Raw genomic sequence first — 22,922 nt, 5'->3', positions numbered from 1 at the left:
TGTAATACTTGCTCTTTCATATCTTTCATTCTCCCTTCCTTTTCTTTTGTTACAAAGCTTCTATTATACTAATACGCTTGATAGAAATACGATTAACGCTGTTAATACTACTGCTCCACTTGCTGATCCTACGAAGTCACCTTTTGTTACTTGTAATACTTGCTCTTTCATATCTTTCATTCTCCCTTCCTTTTCTTTTGTTACAAAGCTTCTATTATACTAATACGCTTGATAGAAATACGATTAACGCTGTTAATACTACCGCTCCACTTGCTGATCCTACGAAATCACCTTTTGTTACTTGTAATACTTGCTCTTTCATACCTTTCATTCTCCCTTCCTTTTCTTTTGTTACAAAGCTTCTATTATACTAATACGCTTGATAGAAATACGATTAATGCTGTTAATACTACCGCTCCACTTGCTGATCCTACGAAATCACCTTTTGTTACTTGTAATACTTGCTCTTTCATATCATTTATCCTCCCTTTTTATAAGTTATCTATATGTAATTTCTAAGAAATGTTTATTTCATAGTTTTTATGTTAACGTTACATTAAATTTGATAACGTAACGTTTGTAACATTAATGTAACATAACTATTATTACGTTGCAATATAATTACGTAAAATTTATTACACTTTTTTTACGTTTTTTTATAATAACCCTCAAAAACCTTTATTTAATGCGTTTTTCACTTAGTTCACGTTTGTAACATTCGTGTAACATTACAGTCATAAAGTGAAATGTCGTCATATTCCTCTCTATTTTTGTTACAAATCGTTTATTTAGTGACACTAAACCTATCTAATCTTTACTTACTTTTAATATGAGATAAAATACCGTCTTTCCAAGATAAGTTTATATGTTTCCTCTATATAACTATGTATAATAAAAACAAAGAGGTGGTCATTTTGAAATTAATCGCATTAGATATGGATGGTACACTACTATCATCTAATCTTGAAATCTCCAAAGAAAACCTACAAGCAATCCAAACTGCACAAGAAGCTGGTCATATTGTAATGATCTGTTCTGGTCGTGCGAAAGAGGATGCTTTAAAGCTATTGGAAGAATATAAATTATCTCTTCCAGTCGGAGCAAGCAATGGGGCTATTGTTTATGTGGATGGAAAAGTAATTAACTCGCGTTGTATACAAAACGACAAAGTGTACAAACTTGCAAAATTACTAGAATCTGAAGGTTTCCCATATAAGCTATATACAAATAAAGGAGTTTATTCTCCATATACATGGCAAGATCAAGTGATGCAAGCATTCGAAGAAAATAAGCATGTGCTTGATGTTACATTAGAGGAACTTGAACGAATTACAGAAAAGCAAAAGAAATCGAACCTAATTACTGATTTCAAAAAAATAGAAGATGTTGTAAATAACCAAGAACTAGAAATATCTAAATTCTTCATTTTAACGTTTAATGCAGCGCATCGCGCACAACTATTAAGTATATTACAAGAAGATGCTGATATTATGGTTACAGCATCGGCTCCTACTAACTTAGAAATTATGGATAAGAATGGACATAAAGGAAACGGGATACAGCAGATGGCAACTCATTTTAATATCCCTATTGAAGATACAGTTGCTATTGGTGATAATTTTAATGATGTACCGATGTTAGAAGTAGCAGGCTTATCTGTTGCAATGGGCAACGCTGAAGAAGATGTAAAAAAGCTATGTGATGTTGTAACACTAACAAACAATGAACATGGTGTTGCTCACGCAATCGAGCAATTTGTATTGAAACAAACTTCATCTAGTAAATAAAAAAAGGACTCTTTCAATTTGAAAGAGTCCTTTTTTATACGTGATGACAAGCAACAAAATGCTCTGCACCAACATTACGGAATTCTGGTACTATTTTTTTACAAACATCCGTTGCAAATGGGCAACGTGTATGAAAACGACAGCCCGAAGGTGGATTTGCTGGACTTGGAATATCCCCTTCTAGTATAATTCGCTCTCGCTTCACTGTTGGATCTGGTATTGGAACAGCTGATAACAATGCTTTCGTATAAGGATGTAGCGGATTGGTAAATAACTCATCACGCGGTGCTGTCTCCACAATCGTACCTAAATACATAATTCCGATTTTCGTACATAAATGTTCTACTACACTTAAATCATGCGAAATGAATAAATAAGATAATCCCTTTTTCTCTTGTAACTCACTAAATAAATTAATAATTTGTGCTTGGATAGATACATCTAGTGCCGCCACAGGTTCATCAGCTACAATAAATTCCGGATTTAATACCATAGCTCTTGCGATTACGATACGCTGACGTTGTCCACCAGAAAACTCATGGGGATACCGGTCAATATGATAAGGAGCTAATCCACATAACTCCAATACTTCAATTACCTTTTCACGAACATTTTCTTTCGTCGCTAATCCGTGGGCCAACATTGGCTCTCCAAGCGCTTCTCCAATTCTCATTCTCGGATTTAATGAGCTAAATGGATCTTGGAAAACGAGCTGCATATTAGGGCGATGTTTTCTTAATTCATCCTTGGATAAAGAATGAACATCTTTCCCTTTAAACTTCACTTCCCCCTCCGTTTTTTGAACGAGGCGTAAAATTGTTTTTCCTATTGTTGTTTTTCCGCTCCCTGATTCGCCAACGAGACCAAACACTTCACCTTTATTAATAGTAAAACTTACTCCATCAACCGCTTTTACATGCCCAATTGTTCTACTAAATACGCCACCCTTAATTGGAAAATATGTCTTTAGATTTTTCACCTCTAATAATGGTTCACTCATTGTTCCGCACGCTCCTCATATAACCAGCAAGCTACTTTATGATTTTCATCATTTACATTTAGATTTGGGGCTTCTTTTTCACATCTTTCCATACAATGCTCACAACGCCCACTAAAGTAGCAAAACTCACCTAAACCAACTAAATTCGGAACTTGCCCTGGAATAGAATATAGTTTATCTATTCGTTTTCCCATTACTGGTTTTGATTTCAATAATCCTTTCGTATAAGGATGTTTTGGATTTTGGAATATCTCTAGTACTGGGGCTTCTTCAATAACTTTCCCGCCATACATAACGACAACATAATCAGCCATTTCCGCTACGACACCTAAGTCATGTGTAATTAATAAAATCGACGTTTTAAATTCTTCTTTCACTTGTCTTAGTAGATCCAATATTTGAGCCTGAATGGTAACATCAAGAGCTGTTGTTGGTTCATCCGCAATTAATAACTTAGGATTACAACTAAGTGCAACAGCAATCATAATACGTTGTAACATCCCGCCGCTCAGTTCATGCGGATAAGAATGGACGATTTCATCAGCGCGGGCTATGCCAACTTTACGAATTAACTCAATTGCCTTCTTATATGCTTCATTTTTACTAAGTAATTCATGCTCCCTTAACGTTTCTACAATTTGCTCTCCTACAGTGAAGACGGGGTTTAGCGATGTCATCGGTTCTTGGAAAATCATCGCAATATCATTCCCTCGTAAACTACGAAGCTCTTTCTCTTTCATTCCTAAAAGACTTTTTCCTTCATATAAAATATCTCCACCTACTACACTGCCTGATTCAGCAATAAGTCCCATAATAGATAACGCCGTTACACTTTTTCCACAACCAGATTCACCTACAACACAAACAGTTTCACCTTCTCGAACAGAAAAACTAACATGATTCACAGCTTTTACTGTCCCTTCTTCTGTCTGAAAGTGTGTTTGTAAATCTTTCAGCTCTACTACCGCTTTACTCATATCTCCTCACCTACCGTCTCATCTTTGGATCTAATGCATCACGAAGTGCATCACCAAGTAAATTAATTGATACAACTGTTATAAAGATTGCAAAACCAGGCGGAATCCATAACCATGGACGCTTTTGGAAATCGATTAATGAGTTAGCTGCGCTAATCATGTTCCCCCATGATGGTGTAGGTGGAACGACTCCGAGACCTAAGTAACTTAGTGCGGATTCACTTAAAATAGATCCAGCCACACCCAAAGTTGCTACAACAATAAGTAATGGAAAGACGTTAGGGATTAAATGATGAATAATTTTCCGAGAATCCTTTAATCCTAATACGTCCGCCGCTTGCATAAATGCTTGTTCCCGCAATGTTAAAATTTGCCCCCTCACAAGACGGGCAAGTCCTGGCCAACCTACTAAACTTAAAATAATCATTACAACATATAACCGGTATTCTGATGGTAATTTCCATTCTGATAAAATTGCTCCCATTATAATAAGTAGCGGTAATCCCGGAATAGACATTAACACATCTGCAACACGCATAATTAGATGATCTACAATTCCTCGATAAAAGCCAGCAATGGCTCCTAACAGGGCACCCAATATAACGGATAGTAACATCGATGCTAGGCCAATTGTTAATGAAATACGGCCTGCTTGCATAAGTCTAGTTAAAATATCTCGTCCCAACTGGTCTGTTCCGAGCCAATGCGACAGGCTGGGTGGTTTATTAATTTGTGTTACTTGCACTTTCCCCTCAGCATACGGTGAAAAGAATGGACCAATAAAACTAAATAAAAACATAAATATTAAAACGTATAATCCGAACAACGCCATCTTATTTTTCTTTATCTTTCTATACGCTTGGCGCCACGGTGATGATTCATTTCTTTGTTTCTTTTCTTCCTTTTTCTTTATTGTTGTTGTAATAGTCTCCATATCTTTCCCCCCCTACTTCAGTCGAATTCGTGGATCAACAAGTGCATACACAATGTCCGCAAAGAAATTTGCCATAATTGTTAAACATGAAAGAAACATCGTAAATGCCATTAATACCGTATAATCACGGAAGTTTAATGCTTCTAACTGAATACTCCCAATCCCTGGCCAATTAAAAATCTGTTCAATAATAATAGCCCCTGAGAATAAACCTGGCAATTCAAAAGCGAGTAATGTAATTGCTGGCAAAATCGCATTTTTTAATGCATGTTTATAAATAACTGTTCTTTCTTTTAAACCTTTTGCACGTGCAGTACGAATATAATCTTGTCTTACAACATCCAGCATTCCCGTTCTAAAGTATCTTGTTAATGACCCTACACCAAGAAGCGTTAAAATAAATACCGGCAGGATCATATGACGTAATACTTCTAATATGTATGTAATACCCGTCGAGTTACTTCCAATATCAATCATGCCACCAATTGGTAATAAATTTAAATCAACCGCTAATAATTTAATCAAAAATAGACCTATAAAAAATGATGGAAATGACATTGCGGCAAAAACACCAATTGTTACGAGTCTATCAAACCATGAATGCTGTTTTGTCGCTGAAACAACACCAATAATAAGAGCGATAATCCAAGTAAAGAATAAAGCTGTAACTGCAACAATAAATGTATTCCAAATGAACTTATTAAGTAATGATGTCACTGGTTCTTGATATTGTAATGAGAATCCAAAATCGCCGTGTAATGCATTAACTAACCAATGAAAATACCTTTCAATAATCGGTTTATTTAAACCGTACAACTCTCTTAATTCTTGAGCTCTCTCTGGTGTTAATTTTGGATTTGAATCGATATAATCACCCGGTAAGAGTGCAAATAAAAAAAAGATAATAATAGACGTACCAAACAATGTAGGAATCATTTGTAGAAACCTACGAATGATATATGTTTTCACCTTTTGTCTCCCCAATCCTATTTACTTAAAAATAGAAGAACATTTTTTCAAAACAGCAGCTATTCTTTTGCTGTATGAAAAAACGTCTTCTATTATTTAGGTCAACCCTTATTGTTCAATGGATAACACTGGTAAGTTAGAGCTAATGCTATCATACTTTTCCGGATCAATTCCTTTTATACGTACATTATGAGCATAAAGTAGTTTACGATAGTTTAATAGAATAACTGGTGGATCATCACTTAACTCTTTATACAGTTCTTTATAAACAGCTTTACGCTTTTCAATATCTGTCGTCTCTATGCCTTTTACAATCAATTCATCTACTTTCGGATTACTATAACCTGTATCACTTTTTGGATTAGTTGATAAATAATCACTTACAACTTCACTTGGATCACTAATACCTGGTGTTGAAACTGCCGCTAAATCATAGTCACCCTTTCCTACTTTTGAAAGCATCGTATTAAAGTCCATCAACTCTGGATTTAATTCAACACCGATTTCTTTGTAACTTTCTTTTGCAATTGGAATAAAGATATCATTTGTTTTACCTGTATTTGATGCGTAGTATGTTAATTTTAACTTTTGACCATCTTTTTCACGAACTCCGTCAGAACCTACTTTCCAACCAGCCTCATCCAATAGTTTTTTAGCCTTTTCTACATCGTGCGGATACTTATTCATACCTTCTTCTGTATATGCCCATGAAACTGGAGCAATTGGCACGTTAGCAACAGAACCATATCCTTGTAGAGCTGTATCTACATACTTCTTACGATCTAATCCATAAGTAAGTGCTTGACGTACCTTCTTATCTTTCAAATATGATTTCTTATTATTTACATAGATATAAGCAATATCACTTGATGATTCAAGATTAATATTTGCAAACTCTAATCCTTTTAATTGGTCTATATTCTCAGGATTTGCTCTAAATCCACTATAGTCCAGTTCACCTGTTTGGAATAATTGGAATCCAGTATCACCTGATGTGATTTTATAAATAAAGTTTTTAATTTTAGGTTTACCTGCATAATAATGTTCGTTGGCAACAAAGCGTACCTCTTGACCAGGAACATATTTTTCAAATTTATATGGACCCGCTGCAATTGGTTGCCCATATAACGCTTTTAAATAATCCAAACTTGTATTTTGTTTATAATCTTTTCCATAATAAGCCTTTGATAATACCGGTCCACCTAAAGTAGTTAGTGCCTGTGAATTAACTTTTTCAGTTGTAATTTTAATTGTCTGTGGATCAACAACTTGAATTCCTTCAATAGAAGTTGCTTTTCCTTCTTTATATTCTTTTCCACCTTTAATAGCATACTGAGCAATATCCAATCCACCTTCATACGCTTTATCATGAAGTAGCGTCAATGTAAATGCTACATCATCCGCTGTTAAAGGCGAACCATCACTAAATTTTAAATTTTTACGTAAATGGAATGTATATGTTAACTGATCAGCAGAAATATCCCATTTTTCTGCAAGGTCCGGAATAGGCTTACTTTGTTTGTCTGTTGTTACTAGTGACGCAAAAATAACAGACGTTACATTTCCATCCCAACCATTTTCTTGGAAATATGGAAGGAAAACTCCCCCCGGCTTAGAAATGGCTGTGATAAAAGTATCTGTTCGCTGATTTGCTTTCTCTGGACTTTTCTTTTTATCTGTAGCTGGAATTGTTTCAATCTTAGCGTCCTTTAAATCCTGCTTTTTCACCGGCTCTGTAGAAGCCGCGTCCTCCTGTCCCCCACAAGCAGACAACACAAGCGAACTACTCATTAATACCGAAAATACACCAGCCCATTTTTTTGTCTTTTTCTTCATTGTCCCCACCCTAACTTTTTATGATTATACCCTCTGAACGAATTACCTTATGTATGCCTCCCACAGCAACATTTATAACCAATCGGAAAAGTCGGTTTTAATCGTAAAAAAATAGATGTTTTTGAGGGGTAACAATCTTATTCCGACCTTTCCGGTAGACTTTATGGTTATTAGCTTATATCGTTCATTATGTTTTGTCAATTCTTTCTAAATAAATATTTTGAGAATTTTTCCAAAATTATAACTCTACATTTATACTTTAAGAAAACTCAGCTATAATTCGTATTAAAACTTAAAAATCTACTTCTATTCCTTCAGCATGAAACATAGAATACTAATAACCAATTACAAAAAAGGGGGCGAAAATATGGACAACCTATTCCAATACGTCCTGCACTACGTATTATTAACAATTATGATAGTCGGAGCGCTATTACTATTCCCGTTCTTCCCAAAGTTCGTCCTCTTTTTAGCTTTTTTTATCATGCTCGGGATCGCTATTATAATTTCAACGAAAGAAGATGCCACGCAAAAAGAGAGCAGAGTTCAGCGCTTAAAGCTGTAACTTTGCTCTCTTTTTGTTTTCATTCACTAGTCTCTGTTACACATATTTATTCCGCTATTTGCCGGGCAGTAAGACCCCCACTGATTAAAGTTTCACTTTATCTCTCGGGAAATAATTAGCCTTTGTTTTTGTAATTACTCCTATCGAAAAACCACTAATGACATTTATTTTTCAGATTATCATTTTCATATGTTTCACAAACTATGCAAATTAAGGAAAATGGATTTATCTAAGTTACTGTTTCACGTGAAACACATCGCTTCATTTAACCTTTAAAGCAAAATATCATTATGAAAAAAGCCACTTCCTCCAGCAAAACTAAAAGGAAGTGGCTTTCTACTCATTACTCCACCATATTCTCTAATTCATTATATAAATCTGCTCGTAACAACTCTTTCTTCGTTTTTTCCTCATATAATTTTTCAAGTCTTTCAACATCAGCTACATATTCCATTTCACTTTCTAATGCATATATATCTTCTTCTATATGCATTAACTCGTTTTCAATCTCCGCAAAACTTCTAGAATCTTTCTTTTTTATAGAGATTGCTTCAACACTTTTTCTTCCATGGTGCTTATGCTTTATTACTTCCTCCTCAAGCTTTTCTTCCCACTTTTGACGAGCCCATGCATAGTTTCCTGCAAACTCAAATAATTTGCATCTATCAATCCAGTACGTCTTTTCAAATAACTTATTTAAAAAATATCGATCGTGTGAAACAGCTAAAATCGTCCCGTTATATTGCTCAAGGGCTTCCTCTAAAACTTCCCTTGATTCAATATCAAGATGGTTTGTCGGCTCATCTAAAATTAGAAAATTGATGTCTTGATACATAAGTTGCGCAAGTCTTAATCTCATTTTTTCTCCACCACTAAGTTGCGTTACTTTCTTAAATACTGCTGGGCCATAAAACAAAAACTTAGCTAATATATGTCTTGCTTCTCCCTCTGTTACAGCCACATTCTCTCTGAATGCTTCCAATACATTACTCTTCATATTTTCATATGCATGTTGTGATAAATAACCAATTTTGACACTACTACCAATTCGAATTTCACCAACGTCTGGATTTATTTCTTCTAATAGTAGTTTTAATAATGTAGTCTTTCCTGTACCATTACGACCAACGATAGCAGCACGCTCTTGAAAACGAACATGTAAATTCGCTTGTTCAAATAAAGATTGGCCAGCAAAACCTTTACTCACTTCTTTCATTACAACAACATCTTTTCCGCTTCTCTCTTGCCCTTCAAACTGAAGACCCATCTGTTTTCTTTCTAAAATCGGCCTCTTTAATTTCTCTATACGCTCTAACGCACGTTCCATATTCCTCGCTCTTTTATGCAATCCTTCATTCGGAGGATTCGCTTGATTTGCCCATTCACGTAGGCGCTTAATTGCTTCTTTCATTTTCTTTATTTTCTTTTGCTGCTCTTGATAAGCTTGAAACTCTTGAAGTAATCTTTCTTCCTTCTCCTCAACGAACTGAGAATAATTCGTATGGTACACGTGAATCTCTCCATCTTCCAGATCAAAAATTTTCGTTACAACTTCATCAAGGAAATAGCGATCGTGTGAAATAACCATAACTGTTCCATTATATTCTTTTAAAAATTTCTCTAACCATTCAACTGCAAACAAATCTAAATGATTTGTTGGTTCATCTAATAGAAGTAAATCTGGTTTCTGCAATAGCATATATGCAAGGCTTACTTTCGTCTGTTCTCCTCCACTTAATTCCGTAAATACTCTTGGAAATAAGTCTGTTACTTGTAAGCCATTTGCTACCTTCATTATATTTGCCTCTATTTCATAACCACCGAGAAATGCAAATTTTTCTTGAATTATTCCGTACCTCTCCATTAGCTTTTGCAAAGAAGATTGTTCCTGCTCCTCCGCCATATTTTTTTCTAGAGCATGCATTTCTTTTTCTAATTCCTTTTCTACTTTAAAAGCGGAACTCAATACATCATATACAGTCATGAACTCATCAAACTTCGGAATTTGTGCGACATGACCAATACGTGTACCTTTCTTCATATGGATGGCTCCTGCATCCAAACTCTCCATTCCCGTCAGAAGCCCAAAGATTGTTGTCTTCCCACTACCGTTACGACCAACTAACCCAACACGTTCACCATTCTTTATTTCAAGCGATATATTTTCAAATATGATGTTTCCACCAAAAGATTTCGTTACATTATTTACACTACAAATAGTCATTTTCCGTACTCCTTTCAATATAAAAAACCATGAGAAAGAAACATTCCCCATGGTTTTCGGCATAGAAAAAGGAAGCCAAATAGCTCCCTTTTCACACGTTTATTAAAAATGGGTGAAGAGATTTCTATCGTTCAATAGTCACTATGCAATTGTTAAAAAAGGGCATACGTATCCCGTTAACAACTACATCATGAAAAATCGCACGACAAAAATAGATAAAATCTAAAAATTTGGCACGCGCAGCTAAAGAACGTTTCATCTCATTCACCCCTTTCGTACGGAATTTAATACTTACTTCTTTATTATACTTTCCAATTTCATGTTTGAATAGTCATTTTTCTGAAAATAATGAAGATAGACTAAACATTTCAATAAGTGACATCAAATCTTACAAAACTGTTATGTTCACGTAATGGAAAGCGATAGTACGAAAAGATGCCTCCCTATACAATAAAGATGTAAACAAGCGAGACAAACAAAAGGAGGAAACAAACATGATAAAAGAAATCGTAAAAGCAATCTTTGAGGTATTAGTGAACGGACAAGCAGTTGTAAAAGAACTAAATGAACTATAAAAAGGAGTGAAGAAATATGATGAACATGGTGAAAATGATTTTACACGCTTTAGTCGATGCAAAAGCAGTTAGCCAAGAATTAAACCAACAATAAAAAGGGGTATATGAATATGAAGAAAGCCATTATTATAATTGCAAGCACAGCAATTACCTTATACACAATAAAAAAGAGAAAAAAGAAAAATAATGAAAATGTTCTATATTATCCATACACGCTATTAGAGAAAAAATAAAAGACAAGGTACCCTATCGTAATGAGGATATCTTGTCTTTTATTTTTCCCCTATTCCTTTAGAGGATTTCCTTCTCCTTTTCCCGAATGTATTAAGCGGGATTTTTACACATATTTTAAAGGGGCATATATACAAATGGATACACAACAACTATATTTTTTAAACGATATCGGTAAACAAAAACCAGAAAGTATTCGGAATAGAAGCGCTGCATGTCCATTTTGCGATAAAGAACAATTAACGGATATTTTAGCAACTGATGGTTCTATTATTTGGTTAAAAAATAAATTTCCTACATTACAAGATACATTTCAAACAGTGTTAATCGAAACCGATAATTGCGAAGATCATATCGCAACATATACAAAAGAACATATGAGAAAATTACTGCAATTTTCTATTCAACATTGGTTACACTTACAGAAGAACGAAGAGTTCGCATCTGTGATTTTATATAAAAATCACGGTCCATTTTCAGGTGGAAGTTTGCATCATGCACACATGCAAATTATCGGAATGAAATATGTAGATTATCTTGAAAATATTGAAGAAGAAAATTTCCAAGGGTTAATTGTTCAAAAAAATGAATGCATTGAGCTTAATATTTCAGAGCGTCCCATTATTGGCTTCACTGAATTCAATATAATCATTGATAATATTTCATATATAGATAAAATGGCAAATTACATTCAGCAAACTGTACGTTACATACTGACAGATTTCCATAAAGGATGCAGTAGTTATAACTTATTCTTCTATTACTTAAATGGAAAAATTATTTGTAAAGTTGTACCTAGATTTGTCGTTTCACCATTGTATGTAGGATATAAAATACCGCAAGTTTCTACAAAACTAGAAGAGGTGAAAATACAACTCACGCAGTATTTCACGAAAGAAAAGGATGAAATTATTCATAAAAAAACAGAGTAGGTATAGAAAACCTACTCTTTTATTACACCTTTATTTCGATAGTACACATCTTCTAATCCGATGTTATACTTCATGTTATTATCCGTCCACTCTGGCCCTAAATTCCCTGGCCATCCAGATGTATTCGCTATATATTTCAGTAATGCAAAATCAGTCAAACCTTTTTGCACCCCACGCTTATATCCTTTCATTAAATGCGGCATTGCAATTTGCGCATTTGTACGTGGATCTTTCAGCTCATCATCAGTTAAATGTTCTGGTGCAAGCCCGCCGCCGCGGTGTAGTTGAAACAATCCGAATGAAGTTCCATTATCTCCAACACTTCTTGGATTTAATCGACTTTCATGCTCGGCAATTGCAAGAGGTATCCATTCTGGAAGATTTACTTTCTTCGCTTCCTCTATAATGATTTGTTTCATCTGTTTTGCTTCTTCTGAATCAACATAGCTTGTTCCATTCACTAGCTTATCCATTCCTTCAGACTTTCCTTGGAAATATAAATATACTCCAAGAACAACTAAAAATCCTACAAAGAATTTCTTCACTACCTCTACCTCTTTCTCCGCTGAAATTTGTCCCCTTTCAGCCTTCCCTTTACAATTACCTACATTCTATTACTCTTTTATCATAGCAAATAACTATACATATTATCATCATGCTTTAGACCGATTTTGTGAAAAAACAGCTGGTAAATACGGGCAAAAATGTAACTTTCATAGACTATAACGCATTTATTGTATATAATTGTAAACTGAACTCTATATATAGAATAGGAGCGTACAAAATGAAAAAATGCCTAACACTCTTGTTCAGCATTTTACTACTCATCCCTACCTACACCTCTGCACAAACATCATCAAAACCAAAAGTACTTGTTTTGTATAGTACACAAGACGATAAAGTTTCAAATAATGTCCAAATCCTTAATACTCAATTAGGATATTTTACAAATGATATAACCGTAAAAAACTTAAAAGAAGCAACTTCAATTAATAACGTATCCTCCTATACACATATTGTTTATATCGGTGAAACAAAAGAAGCGTTTTCTGATGAAACGAAACAATTTCTAGAAAACTTCTCCGGCCCTATATTAGTATTAGGACAAAATGTTGAACAATTATCTAAGCGTTTTTCTTTCATTACTTTGAAGAGTGATGATATACGAGTTAATAAAATTGAATATCCAGACAAGAAGCTAAAAAATACCTTAGAAGAGGAACGATTAATTCAATCATTTGATACGAATGGAACTGTGCTTGCTAACGCCTTAAGCTCAAATAACACTAATCCACTAATTGTTCAGCATGAAACATCTTATTATGTTGCAACACCTAACCTCTTTGACTGGATGTCTCATTACGTCGGTGAAATGTTATTTTCTTATTTCGGCCAAAAACCAACGAAAAATAAAGTTGAAGCTTATTTACGCCTTGAGGATGTTCACCCAGCAGCAGATATAAATCAATTGAAAGAAATTGCTGAATTACTAAAAGAGAAAAAGATGCCTTACATGATTACTGTTATTCCGGTATATAAAGATCCAGATACAGGAAAGATAATACATTTAAAAGATAGACCAGAACTAGTTGATCTTTTACGCTCTATGCAAGATGATGGTGCAGCAATTATTATGCATGGTTATACTCACCAATTTTATGACAGTGAAACAGGTGAGGGCTTTGAATTTTGGGATGTAAAAACAGATCAACCAATTCGCCAACCGAAGCATGAAAAACCGAAGACAAAAGATGACTTTCCAAATATAGAGGCATATAACCAATATGTAAAAAAAGGAGAAGAATTCGAGGAAAAATATACGAAAGATCATATCGAAAAAGGAATTCAAGAACTTGTAGATGCTAAACTATATCCTGTTGCCTTTGAAGCACCTCATTACACGATGTCTCAAAAAGGATATGAAATATTATCAAGGTACTTTTCAACTTATGTAGGACAACTACAGTTAAATGATACAACTTGGAAATCCATGCACTCACCATATTATACAAGTACTCCGTCATTTTTACATGGAATGAAACTATTGCCTGAAACAGTCGGATTTATTGAAGAAGATACGCCACAAACTATTGCTAAAATGAAAGAACGTGCTCTATCTGTTTCTAAATTATCAGATGGAGTTATTGGTGCATTCTATCATCCTTACTTAGGTGTGAAACCATTAAAAGAAGTATTAAAGGATCTAGAAAGTATTCCAAATATAGAATGGATTGATTTACAAAAGGAAAAGAATGAAGTAAAAATGAAAGATATTCATATTACGACGAATAAAGACGGCATTCACGTTGAAAAACCAACCAGTGCGAATGACATAATTGATTATATAAAGCAATATGGCTTCTTCCTTATACTGGGGTTCGTTATCATTGTCTTTCTTTTATTATTAAAACGTGCGAAAAAATTAGAATCCTAATACAAAACCACCGAGCGGAACGCTCGGTGGTTTTTTTCATATATCAAACCGTGGCATTTTATTAAATAAATTCAACTTTTACTTTTTCCGTTACATTATGAAAATTATAATTCTCCTATCCTTTCAAATAAAATCGACTTGTATTTCCATATATTGTTTTTGCGACCTTATCAATGGATATGTTTTTTATAGAACTAATTTCCTTTAATACCTCTCGAATCATTCTTGGATGCGTTATAACACCCTCTTGAAATTCCCACGGTCCATCTGTTTCTACCATCATATATTCAAGCGGATAATACGAAACAATTTTTCTAATCTTCTCCTTATGTAAAACATCCGGTGTAATCGAAATATAATAACCATTCTTCATCATCCGTTTCATTGTTTCATCACTTCCTTTAAACCAATGGAAATGTGCACGTGAAACTTTATATTTCTCTAGCAAATCACATACAGTGTCAGCATCTTCATAAACTGCGTGTAATATAATCGGCAAATTATACTTACTAGCTAGTTCTATAAATTTTTTCAATACAGCTATGTATGGATCTACAGCAATTCTTTTATCTTCTTTCCTCAAATAATAGGGCAAACCTACTTCACCAATCGCAACAATTTCCTCTGCGTTCTGTTCAATAAGTTGATAAATCTGGTCACACTCTTCTTTATGAATCTGTTGCTCTGGATGAAACCCTATCGCTGGATATATAAAGGGATACTTCTTCGCTAAAGATAACGTTTCCTTACAAGATTGATAATTCATAGATACTGCAATAAGCCCCTTTATTTCATTACTATTTTCCACCTCTTTCAGTAATCTGCTCTTCTCTTCATCCTTATATTGATCAACATGTATATGACTATCAATCCATTTCATCTTTATGCCCCCATAAAAAAAACAAGAAAGGACTTCCTTTCTTGTTTTAGCATCTATATTATTTAACAATTAAGTTTGTTATGATATCAAATAATCCAATACACACTACGGCAACAGTAAAGTAGCTACAGAAATCTTTAATTGGTAACTTCACTACTTCTTCTTTACGCATCCCATTCTTCTCCCTTCTTACTAGATCCCTAATTATTTTTCTATCTGTATCTATTATGCAAAAAATATGACAAATTTACTATCGAATTAACTTACGTAAACCTTACAATGTTGTAAGGTTTAAAAAAGGATCCCCATCTTTATTCAGATGAGGATTATTAAAAATTAGTTGGTTTTTCATTCTTCATTACAAACAGAAAGTAATACATTGAGACTTTCTAGTTACACTATATGAAAATTACTATCTTTTAACTATCGAATTACATTACAGAAGGCTTACATGTTTGTAAGTTATGTGTAATGTAATTCGATAGTTCCCCTTACTTATATTTCGTACAATAAAGTCAGGAAGTAAGCCAAATAAGAAGAACACTCACATAACCAAATTACATTGCTAGTAGCTACTCTTCTTATACCTTTCACCCATGCTACTACAATGTACCCCCTTCCCCTTTATATAATAAAAAAGCCTTAGTCTATATGGACTAAGGCTTTTTTGTTAATCTTAAAAATACCCTTACCCAGTATTTTTATTTTCGACAAAAAATAGCTGGGGGTATATTTTACTATCTCATCGTTAAAAGTTTGCTCTTCGCATTTATAGGAATATTTGCAACCTCAATCTCTTCAATCGATTCACCGTAACGTCCTTTTGCAAAAACCTTTAATGCTTCATCTCTCTTTAACATATGCTTAACCGTTTTCTTTATTTTCTGCTCTCTACCACGTTCATCGAATGCAATAAATTCATATTCATACCACTCATCACCAATATGCTGACCAATTGTATTCACAACCGTATAGTATTCTTTCGTCTTATAAAATGGATTATATTTATCGATAACCGGTCCAAGTTTCGTAGGCAGTAACATTACTACTATCACTATCATCGCTATTATAGTAGTGATCATTTTTTTCTTCATAATAAACATTCCTCCTCTGCAGGATATATATACATCCATTTTAAAAAGGGGGAATAAAATCTACTATTGAATCTCATTACATTACACTTACATTTTTGTAAGAATTAAAAAAGGTGAACGAATTTGCTCGTTCACCTTTTAGCTTGCTTTAAAGCCACCGCCAAGTACATCACGTACATCATGTATAACAACGAAAGAATCTTCATCTACCCGACTAATAACTTGTTTTAACTTAACAAGCTCTTGTTTATTAATAACAACATATAAAACTTCTTTATTTTTACCAGTATATCCGCCGCGCCCTTCTAATACAGTAACACCGCGTGTCATATTTTTCGTAATAGCTTCACGAATTAAGTCTGGTTGATTCGAAATAATCGTAACAGCCGTTTTTGTGTCCATTCCTTCTACAATGAAATCAATCACCTTCGCTCCAATGAACACAGCTACAAGTGTATACATTGCCTTTTCTTGCCCTATTATAAATACAGAACCAGCAATTACAACAATATCAATAATTAGTACACCTTTACCTACACTCCAACCTAAATATTGATTTGCTAACTGAGCTAAGATTGCTGATCCTCCCGATGTACCTCCGGCTTTGAACATACAGCCTAATCCAATACCCACAAATAAACCAGCAAATAAAGCTGCTAATAATGTATCACTATTTACATGATACTCAATATGTTCTGTAACGTATAAAAACAAAGATGTTTCTACAATCCCTAAAATTGTATAAATCATTGTTTTCTTATCAAAAAATTTATAACCAATAGCTAGTAAAATTGCATTTATAGCAAAATTCACAATCCCTGGTGACCAATCAAATAAGTAGTACGTAACAACCGTTAAACCAATAATTCCACCTTCCGATAAACGGTTTGGAATTGCAAAGTAATTAATACCAATTGCGAATAATAATGAACCAATTGTAATTAGTGTTATTTCCTTTATACGTTGATTAACCATAGTTCATACCCTCCCCCCATTTGACATTGTATCACTATCTCCTAGAGGTTTAGAAGTGGTTTTTATTCCGCATTTTCCCTCTTAAAAATTGAAATATTATGTTTAAACAGAGGGTTGATTAATTATTCATATTTGCTCTAACTACATGGACAAATCGCTCCACATTCCCTTTCTGAATATGCTTAGCTCTAACCGTTTCATGATTATAAGTAAACTCAAAGTACGAATGAAAATCTATGCTATCTATATGCAAATATGGGTACTCTTTAAATGTTGAAGGATAGTACGGAAATTTCCCGTAAAAAAGGAGACGTCTAGTAGTGGCAACAAAAATTCCATGTTGGTAACATAACATGAAATTATCCTTCTCAAAGATCCCTACTACAAAGGCTAACATTTTTTCGTTATCCTCTATATACTTGTTCACACTTAATAAAAGTTCATTCATGCATATCCCTCCAAATACTATTCTTGAAAAGAATCCATGGATTGTTACAAACCGGTTTAACTCCTTTATAAAGTATGAAACGCGTTTCTTGTCAAAGGTATTTCAAAAAAATAATCCGTTATGCGATTATACACATAACGGATTAAAATTAAACTGTAGAGCGTTCCACAAGTTCGTATGGAATTTCCAGCTTTTCTTGTTCAGAACTCTCTTCATTCACTTTTCTATGCAACATTTCAAAAGCAGTTTTCCCTATCTCCTTTAAATTTTGATCAATAGTTGTCAATTGTAACACTTGCGAGATAGGTTGATTATCAAAGCCAATAATCGCTAAATCCTCAGGAACTTGAATCCCTAATTTTTCAACCTCTGTCATAACCCCAATCGCAACTTCATCGCCTGCTACTATTAATGCTTCAGGAAGATCCTGCATCTCTTTTAACTTATGAGCCACTTTTACACCATCTTCTAGTGTAAAACATTCTGTAAAAATCCATTCTTCATTAACCTCTTCGTCTATAGATTGTAATTGCTGTTTATAGACATCAAAACGCTTTTGACTACTCGGCCCTAATTTTCTTCCCGTACAATAACCAATTTTTTTATAACCTTTCTCAATCAAATAATCCATTCCTAATTGAAAGGCCGCTGAATGATTCGTATATACACTTGAGATGTTTGAAATATCATTATCTTCACAAGCAATTATTGTGCCGTAAGAAGCATACGGTTCTATCGTTTCCCAATCATTTGCACGTGAACAAATAATAAGACCATCCAATTGTTTTGTTTTTAACATATGTAAACTTTTCATTTCTTCTTTTTTATTATAATTCGTTTGGCAAAGTAACACTCTGTAATTATGAGTTAACGCACTCTCCATCATTCCGCTCACCATCGCATCAAAACACGGATGATTAATATAGGGTAAAATCACACCAACAATATTCGTCTTTCCTTTTGATAAATGAACAGCATTTGCGTTTTGCGAGTAATTCAATTTCTCAACTATCTCTATAACCGCTTTTCTTTTTTCTTCACTTACATATGGGTGATCATTCAACACTCTCGAAACAGTCGTAACTGAAACTCCCGCCATCTTTGCGATATCTTTAATATTAGCCATACACTCACCTCTATCTTTAACTTAATGAATCCCATGAACATATGTCAAATCTTCTTATCATTACACCTTCATTCGTTTCTCTTACAAAAGTGTAATTTTTCTGTAAGCTAATTCGATAGTGACTTTCCGCAACATTTCATACAATTAAGTCAGAAACAAGGTAACAACTATTCGAAAAGGAGCGGATTAATATGATGAACAAAATGAAAACGAACAATTTCTTACATACAATGGGCATGGTATTTTCCGCTCTTATCGACGCAAAAGCTGTTGCTTCTACATTAAACAAGTAAGGAGAATATATTATGAATAACATCACTTTTAACAAATTAGATTTTTTAGGACTAGCTAGTGGCTCTCTTCTTCTTACTGCTTTTATTTACGCCGCTACGCTTGTATAACTTTGTGTCCCCTTTCCCCTTTATTATAAATAGTAATAGAAAAGACGACCGTCTATGCCCGGTCGTCTTTTCTTATTTTTGATTTGATTGCAAAGCTTCTTTTAACTCCTCAAACTTCTCATTTAATTGATCCGTCATCATTTTCATAGCGGTTTTTCGATCTATTTGTTCTCCAGCCTCAATTTGAATCGGATCTCCAAAAATTAATTGTGCCTTTTTCCCCCTTATTAATTCTTTTACACTTGATGGACCAACATAAGCTGCCGGCACTAAAGGTACATTAGAACGCATCGCAATTGTCACAGCACCCGCTTTTAATGAAACATCTTCTGCTGATCTCGTTCCACTCGGAAAAATTCCTACTACCTTTCCTTCTTTTAATAAACGTGATGGAATTTTAAGTGTACTTGGTCCCGGATTCGCACGATCTACAGGGAATGCATTTACATTTTTAAAGAACCAATTTTTGAATTTCCCTTCAAATAATTCTTTTTTTGCCATGTAATGAATTTGAGTTGGGTACATCCCTGTAGCTAACATTAATACATCCATAAAACTTGTATGTGTACACGCAACAACATACGGACCACCTTCCGGTAACTTTTCTCTTCCTTGCACTTCTACTTTCCCAGCTGTTTTAAATATATATTTCAACAAAAATGTAATTGGTTTATACATTGGTTTCGTTCCTTTCTAAACATCCGAAGTATAATCATATTCTTATAACGATTATAACACTAAGTTTTAGGAGTTGGTAATAAAATTAAGTATGAATTGTTAAATTTCAATTCTTACAAAAGTGTAATTTTCTTGTAAGCTAATTCGATAGTTACTTCTCACTATATTTCATACAATTAAGTCAGAAATAGGGCAACAACTATTCGAAAAGGAGTCGATTGATATGATGAACAATATGAGAATGAACAATTTCTTACATACAATGGGCATGATATTATCAGCTCTTTTCGACGCAAAATCTGTTGCTTCTACATTAAACAAGTAAGGAGAACTCATTATGAATAACATCACTTTTAACAAATTAGACTTTTTAGGATTAGCTAGCGGCTCTCTTCTTCTTACTGCTTTTATTTACGCTGCTATGCTTGTATAACCTTGTGTCCCCTTTCCCCTTTATATAGAAAAAGACGACCGTCTATGCCCGGTCGTCTTTTTAATTTTTTCTTTCTTTCAATTCTTTTAAAAGCTGTATCAGCTCAGCTTGTTGTTTTATCTTTTTACGACCATTTCGATTAATTGCTGCAAGCTCACAGGCAACTCCGACGGCGAAGAAAAACAATAAACTTTCTAACATGTGAAATCCTCCATTTGCCTATTAAACAGCTTGACGTAATTGTTCTTCTTGTAAAACTCTCTTATTTATATTTTCTTCTTTTCTCTGACAAACGTTATTGCGAATAAGCGCTGCAATAACAAGTACAGTCCCTATAATATCAAACATTGTGATTTGATACCCTTGCATCATCATAATAGCTAAAGTCGTAATTGGTACAAAATTAATAAATAAAATCCCATTAATGGATGATAAAATTTTCACACCATAGTTCCAAGCAAGTAGCGCTACAATACCTGGCAATGTCATCATAAATAACAAATCATATTTCACAATAGAAATCGTTCCCATACTCGGAACTGAAATATATCCAAGCGACGTAATAATTACCGTTATAATCGCTGTAACAGTCGTACCGAATACACACGTCAACGTAGAATAACGTAATGTTGACCAATCACTACAAGTTTGACCACCCATCGTATAAATAACCCAGCCTACTACACCAATAAATATAAATGCTAATGGGAACATATTATCTTTCAATGTTACAAAGAAACTCATGTCACCTTTTGTAATAACAAATACAGCTCCTACAAAAGCTATAACCATACTCGTTACCATATACTTCTTCGGTTTTATATGCTTATATCCCCATAAAATACAAATAGAAATCATCGGCATAAGTGCTTCCATAATGGAAGCTACCATTACACCCGACTTACCCATTAACATTTGCCCTAAAAATATGAGGACATTATATACTGTAAATGCCATCGTTCCAAAAAAGACGAGTAACTTTCCTCTTCCCTCTAAACGAAATGCCTGTTTTCCTTCTTTCATTAACAACAATACAATCAGCATTATCGCCACTGCTCCATAGCGAATAAGCGAAAAATAAAATGGATCTATGTATTCTAGCGCATGATCAGCAACTGGAAACATCGCTCCCCATGACATACTCGCAATTAAACACGCTAAAGCCCCTATTATCATTTGACCTCTTCTCACCACAATCCCCCGTTTCTTTCTATTTGCACAAAGAGAATTGTAAAAGAAAAAATATATCACGTAAAATGATTCAAAATGATGTTAACTATCATTTATAATGATAGTTAACATCAAGGGGGATTACAAAATGGAATTACGAGACTTACAAATCTTTAAAAGCGTTGCCGACCAAGGTAGTGTAAGTAGCGCAGCAAAGGAATTAAATTATGTACAATCAAATGTAACTGCACGTATTAAACAACTAGAAAACGAATTAAAAACCCCACTCTTTTACCGCCATAAACGAGGAATGACTTTAACAGCTGAAGGAAGAAAAATGCTCGTTTATGTTAGTAAAATTTTGCAAGATGTCGACGAACTAAAACAAGTATTTTTAGATAGCGAAACACCTTCTGGTATATTAAAAATCGGTACAGTCGAAACAGTAAGTACACTGCCTACCATTTTATCTTCTTACTATAAAAGCTATCCGAATGTCGATTTATCATTACAAGCGGGTCTAACAGAAGAATTAATTAGAGAAGTACTTAATCATCAATTAGATGGCGCCTTTATATCAGGTCCTATTAAACATCCACTAATCGAACAATACGATGTTAGTACAGAGAAATTAATGCTTATAACACAAAATAAAGCCTTTCATATAGAAGAATTTACAACAACGCCTCTACTCGTTTTTAACCAAGGATGTGGATACCGCTCCAAACTAGAACGTTGGCTTAAAGACGAAGGTTTGCTACCAAAAAGAATTATGGAATTCAATATATTAGAGACAATATTAAACAGTGTTGCACTCGGTCTCGGAATTACACTCGTACCACAGTCTGCTGTCCATCATCTTTCTAAAGCAGGTAAGGTACATTGTCATGCAATCCCTGAAAAATACGGCAGTATTTCAACGGTTTTCATACGCCGTAAAGATAGCTATATGACGAATTCAATGCGTAGTTTTTTAAAAACAATTGAAGACCATCATCATATCAATATGCTGTGAAAGACATTCTTACATGAATGTCTTTTTTTCTTACAAAAGTGTAAGTCTTTCGTAAGCTAATTCGATAGTTGGAAGTATCCATATTCCCTATAATTAAGACATAAGCAGGGCAACAACTATTCGAAAAGGAGCGGATACGCATGATGAACAATATGAAATCAAATAAATTTTTAAATACAATGGGCATGGTGCTATCCGCACTTGTCGATGCAAAAGCTGTTGCAACTACATTAAACAA

At 34.1% G+C, this 22,922-nt stretch carries 27 protein-coding genes; 8 read left to right on the top strand and 19 right to left on the bottom strand.

The window, feature by feature from the left end:
* Nucleotides 1–63 precede the first annotated feature (63 nt).
* From ACTFP3_RS28030 to ACTFP3_RS28020, 3 genes are read right to left on the bottom strand one after another with little or no spacing between them, the layout of a single operon-like run.
* Complete coding sequence (locus ACTFP3_RS28030) at nt 64–180, bottom strand: DUF3948 family protein (protein WP_000654250.1); 117 nt, start codon at nt 178–180, stop codon at nt 64–66.
* Nucleotides 181–214: 34 nt separating this feature from the next.
* Nucleotides 215–322, bottom strand: coding sequence for a DUF3948 family protein (locus ACTFP3_RS28025; RefSeq protein ID WP_000664237.1), 108 nt, complete (start codon nt 320–322; stop codon nt 215–217).
* A gap of 43 nt (nt 323–365) precedes the next feature.
* A complete protein-coding gene (locus tag ACTFP3_RS28020) occupies nt 366–473 on the bottom strand; it encodes a DUF3948 family protein (RefSeq protein WP_000664237.1) in 108 nt (35 codons plus the stop codon).
* A gap of 441 nt (nt 474–914) precedes the next feature.
* Here ACTFP3_RS28020 and ACTFP3_RS28015 point away from each other — a divergent pair, with 441 nt between their 5' ends.
* Nucleotides 915–1,787 carry a Cof-type HAD-IIB family hydrolase gene (locus ACTFP3_RS28015; RefSeq protein WP_440011920.1) on the top strand — a complete coding sequence of 291 codons (873 nt, stop codon included), beginning with the start codon at nt 915–917 and terminating at the stop codon, nt 1,785–1,787.
* Nucleotides 1,788–1,821: 34 nt separating this feature from the next.
* Here ACTFP3_RS28015 and ACTFP3_RS28010 read toward each other — a convergent pair whose 3' ends face one another.
* From ACTFP3_RS28010 to ACTFP3_RS27990, 5 genes are all read right to left on the bottom strand, one after another.
* On the bottom strand, nt 1,822–2,787 hold the full coding sequence (locus tag ACTFP3_RS28010; RefSeq protein WP_001294518.1) for an ABC transporter ATP-binding protein: 966 nt from the start codon (nt 2,785–2,787) through the stop codon (nt 1,822–1,824).
* The gene (locus ACTFP3_RS28005; protein ID WP_440011918.1) at nt 2,784–3,764 is read right to left on the bottom strand and encodes an ABC transporter ATP-binding protein; all 981 of its coding nucleotides are present in this window, start codon (nt 3,762–3,764) and stop codon (nt 2,784–2,786) included. Before ACTFP3_RS28005 ends, ACTFP3_RS28010 begins: the two co-directional genes overlap by 4 nt.
* Before the next feature lie 10 nt (nt 3,765–3,774).
* Nucleotides 3,775–4,698 carry an oligopeptide ABC transporter permease gene (gene opp4C, locus ACTFP3_RS28000; RefSeq protein WP_152122604.1) on the bottom strand — a complete coding sequence of 308 codons (924 nt, stop codon included), beginning with the start codon at nt 4,696–4,698 and terminating at the stop codon, nt 3,775–3,777.
* A gap of 12 nt (nt 4,699–4,710) precedes the next feature.
* Nucleotides 4,711–5,667, bottom strand: a complete 957-nt coding sequence (locus ACTFP3_RS27995; protein WP_152122606.1) for an ABC transporter permease — start codon at nt 5,665–5,667, stop codon at nt 4,711–4,713.
* Between the two features lie 108 nt (nt 5,668–5,775).
* On the bottom strand, nt 5,776–7,503 hold the full coding sequence (locus ACTFP3_RS27990) for an ABC transporter substrate-binding protein (protein WP_440011917.1): 1,728 nt from the start codon (nt 7,501–7,503) through the stop codon (nt 5,776–5,778).
* A 367-nt stretch (nt 7,504–7,870) separates the two neighbouring features.
* Here ACTFP3_RS27990 and ACTFP3_RS27985 point away from each other — a divergent pair, with 367 nt between their 5' ends.
* Nucleotides 7,871–8,068, top strand: a complete 198-nt coding sequence (locus ACTFP3_RS27985; protein WP_440011915.1) for a hypothetical protein — start codon at nt 7,871–7,873, stop codon at nt 8,066–8,068.
* A 343-nt stretch (nt 8,069–8,411) separates the two neighbouring features.
* Here the strand turns inward: ACTFP3_RS27985 and abc-f are convergent, their stop codons facing one another.
* Both abc-f and ACTFP3_RS27975 read right to left on the bottom strand, forming a co-directional pair.
* The gene (abc-f, locus tag ACTFP3_RS27980; RefSeq protein WP_440011913.1) at nt 8,412–10,292 is read right to left on the bottom strand and encodes a ribosomal protection-like ABC-F family protein; all 1,881 of its coding nucleotides are present in this window, start codon (nt 10,290–10,292) and stop codon (nt 8,412–8,414) included.
* A 124-nt stretch (nt 10,293–10,416) separates the two neighbouring features.
* Nucleotides 10,417–10,551 (bottom strand): RAxF-45 family protein, encoded by a 135-nt coding sequence (locus ACTFP3_RS27975; RefSeq protein ID WP_000830643.1) that lies wholly within the window; start codon nt 10,549–10,551, stop codon nt 10,417–10,419.
* Nucleotides 10,552–10,971: 420 nt separating this feature from the next.
* Between ACTFP3_RS27975 and ACTFP3_RS27970 the strand changes: the two genes are divergently transcribed.
* Both ACTFP3_RS27970 and ACTFP3_RS27965 read left to right on the top strand, forming a co-directional pair.
* Nucleotides 10,972–11,100 carry a hypothetical protein gene (locus ACTFP3_RS27970; RefSeq protein ID WP_002023099.1) on the top strand — a complete coding sequence of 43 codons (129 nt, stop codon included), beginning with the start codon at nt 10,972–10,974 and terminating at the stop codon, nt 11,098–11,100.
* Between the two features lie 135 nt (nt 11,101–11,235).
* Nucleotides 11,236–12,030, top strand: a complete 795-nt coding sequence (locus ACTFP3_RS27965; RefSeq protein ID WP_440011912.1) for a DUF4931 domain-containing protein — start codon at nt 11,236–11,238, stop codon at nt 12,028–12,030.
* An 11-nt stretch (nt 12,031–12,041) separates the two neighbouring features.
* Here ACTFP3_RS27965 and ACTFP3_RS27960 read toward each other — a convergent pair whose 3' ends face one another.
* Nucleotides 12,042–12,575, bottom strand: a complete 534-nt coding sequence (locus tag ACTFP3_RS27960) for a transglycosylase SLT domain-containing protein (protein WP_000713249.1) — start codon at nt 12,573–12,575, stop codon at nt 12,042–12,044.
* A gap of 239 nt (nt 12,576–12,814) precedes the next feature.
* Here ACTFP3_RS27960 and ACTFP3_RS27955 point away from each other — a divergent pair, with 239 nt between their 5' ends.
* On the top strand, nt 12,815–14,464 hold the full coding sequence (locus ACTFP3_RS27955) for a DUF2334 domain-containing protein (protein WP_440011911.1): 1,650 nt from the start codon (nt 12,815–12,817) through the stop codon (nt 14,462–14,464).
* Nucleotides 14,465–14,579: 115 nt separating this feature from the next.
* On the opposite strand, the gene ACTFP3_RS27950 is transcribed toward ACTFP3_RS27955, so the two are convergent.
* The 5 genes from ACTFP3_RS27950 to ACTFP3_RS27930 form a co-directional block, all read right to left on the bottom strand.
* Nucleotides 14,580–15,344 (bottom strand): TatD family hydrolase, encoded by a 765-nt coding sequence (locus ACTFP3_RS27950; protein ID WP_440011910.1) that lies wholly within the window; start codon nt 15,342–15,344, stop codon nt 14,580–14,582.
* A gap of 737 nt (nt 15,345–16,081) precedes the next feature.
* The gene (locus ACTFP3_RS27945; protein ID WP_000728422.1) at nt 16,082–16,438 is read right to left on the bottom strand and encodes a YxeA family protein; all 357 of its coding nucleotides are present in this window, start codon (nt 16,436–16,438) and stop codon (nt 16,082–16,084) included.
* 138 nt (nt 16,439–16,576) lie between these two features.
* On the bottom strand, nt 16,577–17,413 hold the full coding sequence (locus ACTFP3_RS27940) for a YitT family protein (RefSeq protein ID WP_000248038.1): 837 nt from the start codon (nt 17,411–17,413) through the stop codon (nt 16,577–16,579).
* Nucleotides 17,414–17,531: 118 nt separating this feature from the next.
* The gene (locus ACTFP3_RS27935) at nt 17,532–17,861 is read right to left on the bottom strand and encodes a PH domain-containing protein (protein ID WP_001004230.1); all 330 of its coding nucleotides are present in this window, start codon (nt 17,859–17,861) and stop codon (nt 17,532–17,534) included.
* Nucleotides 17,862–18,009: 148 nt separating this feature from the next.
* Nucleotides 18,010–18,987 (bottom strand): LacI family DNA-binding transcriptional regulator, encoded by a 978-nt coding sequence (locus ACTFP3_RS27930; RefSeq protein WP_326036161.1) that lies wholly within the window; start codon nt 18,985–18,987, stop codon nt 18,010–18,012.
* A gap of 305 nt (nt 18,988–19,292) precedes the next feature.
* On the opposite strand from ACTFP3_RS27930, the gene ACTFP3_RS27925 reads away from it, so the two are divergent.
* Entirely contained in the window at nt 19,293–19,388 is a 96-nt protein-coding gene (locus ACTFP3_RS27925) for a DUF3948 family protein (protein ID WP_001060007.1), read from the top strand.
* A 72-nt stretch (nt 19,389–19,460) separates the two neighbouring features.
* Here ACTFP3_RS27925 and ACTFP3_RS27920 read toward each other — a convergent pair whose 3' ends face one another.
* Nucleotides 19,461–20,066: a lysophospholipid acyltransferase family protein gene (locus tag ACTFP3_RS27920; RefSeq protein WP_000277783.1), complete on the bottom strand. Its 606-nt coding sequence runs from the start codon at nt 20,064–20,066 to the stop codon at nt 19,461–19,463.
* A 337-nt stretch (nt 20,067–20,403) separates the two neighbouring features.
* Here ACTFP3_RS27920 and ACTFP3_RS27915 point away from each other — a divergent pair, with 337 nt between their 5' ends.
* The gene (locus tag ACTFP3_RS27915; protein WP_064774791.1) at nt 20,404–20,499 is read left to right on the top strand and encodes a DUF3948 family protein; all 96 of its coding nucleotides are present in this window, start codon (nt 20,404–20,406) and stop codon (nt 20,497–20,499) included.
* A gap of 60 nt (nt 20,500–20,559) precedes the next feature.
* On the opposite strand, the gene ACTFP3_RS27910 is transcribed toward ACTFP3_RS27915, so the two are convergent.
* Together ACTFP3_RS27910 and ACTFP3_RS27905 are read right to left on the bottom strand one after the other, a co-directional pair.
* Complete coding sequence (locus ACTFP3_RS27910) at nt 20,560–20,700, bottom strand: YrzO family protein (RefSeq protein ID WP_000894065.1); 141 nt, start codon at nt 20,698–20,700, stop codon at nt 20,560–20,562.
* Between the two features lie 21 nt (nt 20,701–20,721).
* A complete protein-coding gene (locus ACTFP3_RS27905) occupies nt 20,722–21,690 on the bottom strand; it encodes a DMT family transporter (RefSeq protein ID WP_440011907.1) in 969 nt (322 codons plus the stop codon).
* Between the two features lie 127 nt (nt 21,691–21,817).
* On the opposite strand from ACTFP3_RS27905, the gene ACTFP3_RS27900 reads away from it, so the two are divergent.
* Nucleotides 21,818–22,684, top strand: coding sequence for a LysR family transcriptional regulator (locus tag ACTFP3_RS27900; RefSeq protein WP_326036159.1), 867 nt, complete (start codon nt 21,818–21,820; stop codon nt 22,682–22,684).
* The last annotated feature ends 238 nt before the right edge of the window (nt 22,685–22,922 follow it).

Source organism: Bacillus cereus group sp. MYBK5-2 (genome assembly GCF_051915685.1).
Classification (GTDB): domain Bacteria; phylum Bacillota; class Bacilli; order Bacillales; family Bacillaceae_G; genus Bacillus_A; species Bacillus_A cereus.
Note: the sequence above shows the minus strand (reverse complement) of the source record. Positions and strands in the feature narration are given on the sequence as shown.

Coding starts and splice junctions, on each gene's coding strand:
- ACTFP3_RS28030 (WP_000654250.1), bottom strand. CDS start 180: ATGAAAGATATGAAAGAGCAAGTATTACAAGTAACAAAAGGTGACTTC.
- ACTFP3_RS27925 (WP_001060007.1), top strand. CDS start 19,293: ATGAATAACATCACTTTTAACAAATTAGATTTTTTAGGACTAGCTAGT.
- ACTFP3_RS28010 (WP_001294518.1), bottom strand. CDS start 2,787: ATGAGTGAACCATTATTAGAGGTGAAAAATCTAAAGACATATTTTCCA.
- ACTFP3_RS27990 (WP_440011917.1), bottom strand. CDS start 7,503: ATGAAGAAAAAGACAAAAAAATGGGCTGGTGTATTTTCGGTATTAATG.
- ACTFP3_RS27970 (WP_002023099.1), top strand. CDS start 10,972: ATGAATATGAAGAAAGCCATTATTATAATTGCAAGCACAGCAATTACC.
- ACTFP3_RS27985 (WP_440011915.1), top strand. CDS start 7,871: ATGGACAACCTATTCCAATACGTCCTGCACTACGTATTATTAACAATT.
- ACTFP3_RS27935 (WP_001004230.1), bottom strand. CDS start 17,861: ATGAATGAACTTTTATTAAGTGTGAACAAGTATATAGAGGATAACGAA.
- ACTFP3_RS27950 (WP_440011910.1), bottom strand. CDS start 15,344: ATGAAATGGATTGATAGTCATATACATGTTGATCAATATAAGGATGAA.
- ACTFP3_RS27955 (WP_440011911.1), top strand. CDS start 12,815: ATGAAAAAATGCCTAACACTCTTGTTCAGCATTTTACTACTCATCCCT.
- ACTFP3_RS27900 (WP_326036159.1), top strand. CDS start 21,818: ATGGAATTACGAGACTTACAAATCTTTAAAAGCGTTGCCGACCAAGGT.
- ACTFP3_RS27945 (WP_000728422.1), bottom strand. CDS start 16,438: ATGAAGAAAAAAATGATCACTACTATAATAGCGATGATAGTGATAGTA.
- abc-f (WP_440011913.1), bottom strand. CDS start 10,292: ATGACTATTTGTAGTGTAAATAATGTAACGAAATCTTTTGGTGGAAAC.
- ACTFP3_RS28005 (WP_440011918.1), bottom strand. CDS start 3,764: ATGAGTAAAGCGGTAGTAGAGCTGAAAGATTTACAAACACACTTTCAG.
- ACTFP3_RS27920 (WP_000277783.1), bottom strand. CDS start 20,066: ATGTATAAACCAATTACATTTTTGTTGAAATATATATTTAAAACAGCT.
- ACTFP3_RS28020 (WP_000664237.1), bottom strand. CDS start 473: ATGAAAGAGCAAGTATTACAAGTAACAAAAGGTGATTTCGTAGGATCA.
- ACTFP3_RS27975 (WP_000830643.1), bottom strand. CDS start 10,551: ATGAAACGTTCTTTAGCTGCGCGTGCCAAATTTTTAGATTTTATCTAT.
- ACTFP3_RS27930 (WP_326036161.1), bottom strand. CDS start 18,987: ATGGCTAATATTAAAGATATCGCAAAGATGGCGGGAGTTTCAGTTACG.
- ACTFP3_RS27910 (WP_000894065.1), bottom strand. CDS start 20,700: ATGTTAGAAAGTTTATTGTTTTTCTTCGCCGTCGGAGTTGCCTGTGAG.
- ACTFP3_RS27940 (WP_000248038.1), bottom strand. CDS start 17,413: ATGGTTAATCAACGTATAAAGGAAATAACACTAATTACAATTGGTTCA.
- ACTFP3_RS27965 (WP_440011912.1), top strand. CDS start 11,236: ATGGATACACAACAACTATATTTTTTAAACGATATCGGTAAACAAAAA.
- ACTFP3_RS28025 (WP_000664237.1), bottom strand. CDS start 322: ATGAAAGAGCAAGTATTACAAGTAACAAAAGGTGATTTCGTAGGATCA.
- ACTFP3_RS27915 (WP_064774791.1), top strand. CDS start 20,404: ATGAATAACATCACTTTTAACAAATTAGACTTTTTAGGATTAGCTAGC.
- opp4C (WP_152122604.1), bottom strand. CDS start 4,698: ATGGAGACTATTACAACAACAATAAAGAAAAAGGAAGAAAAGAAACAA.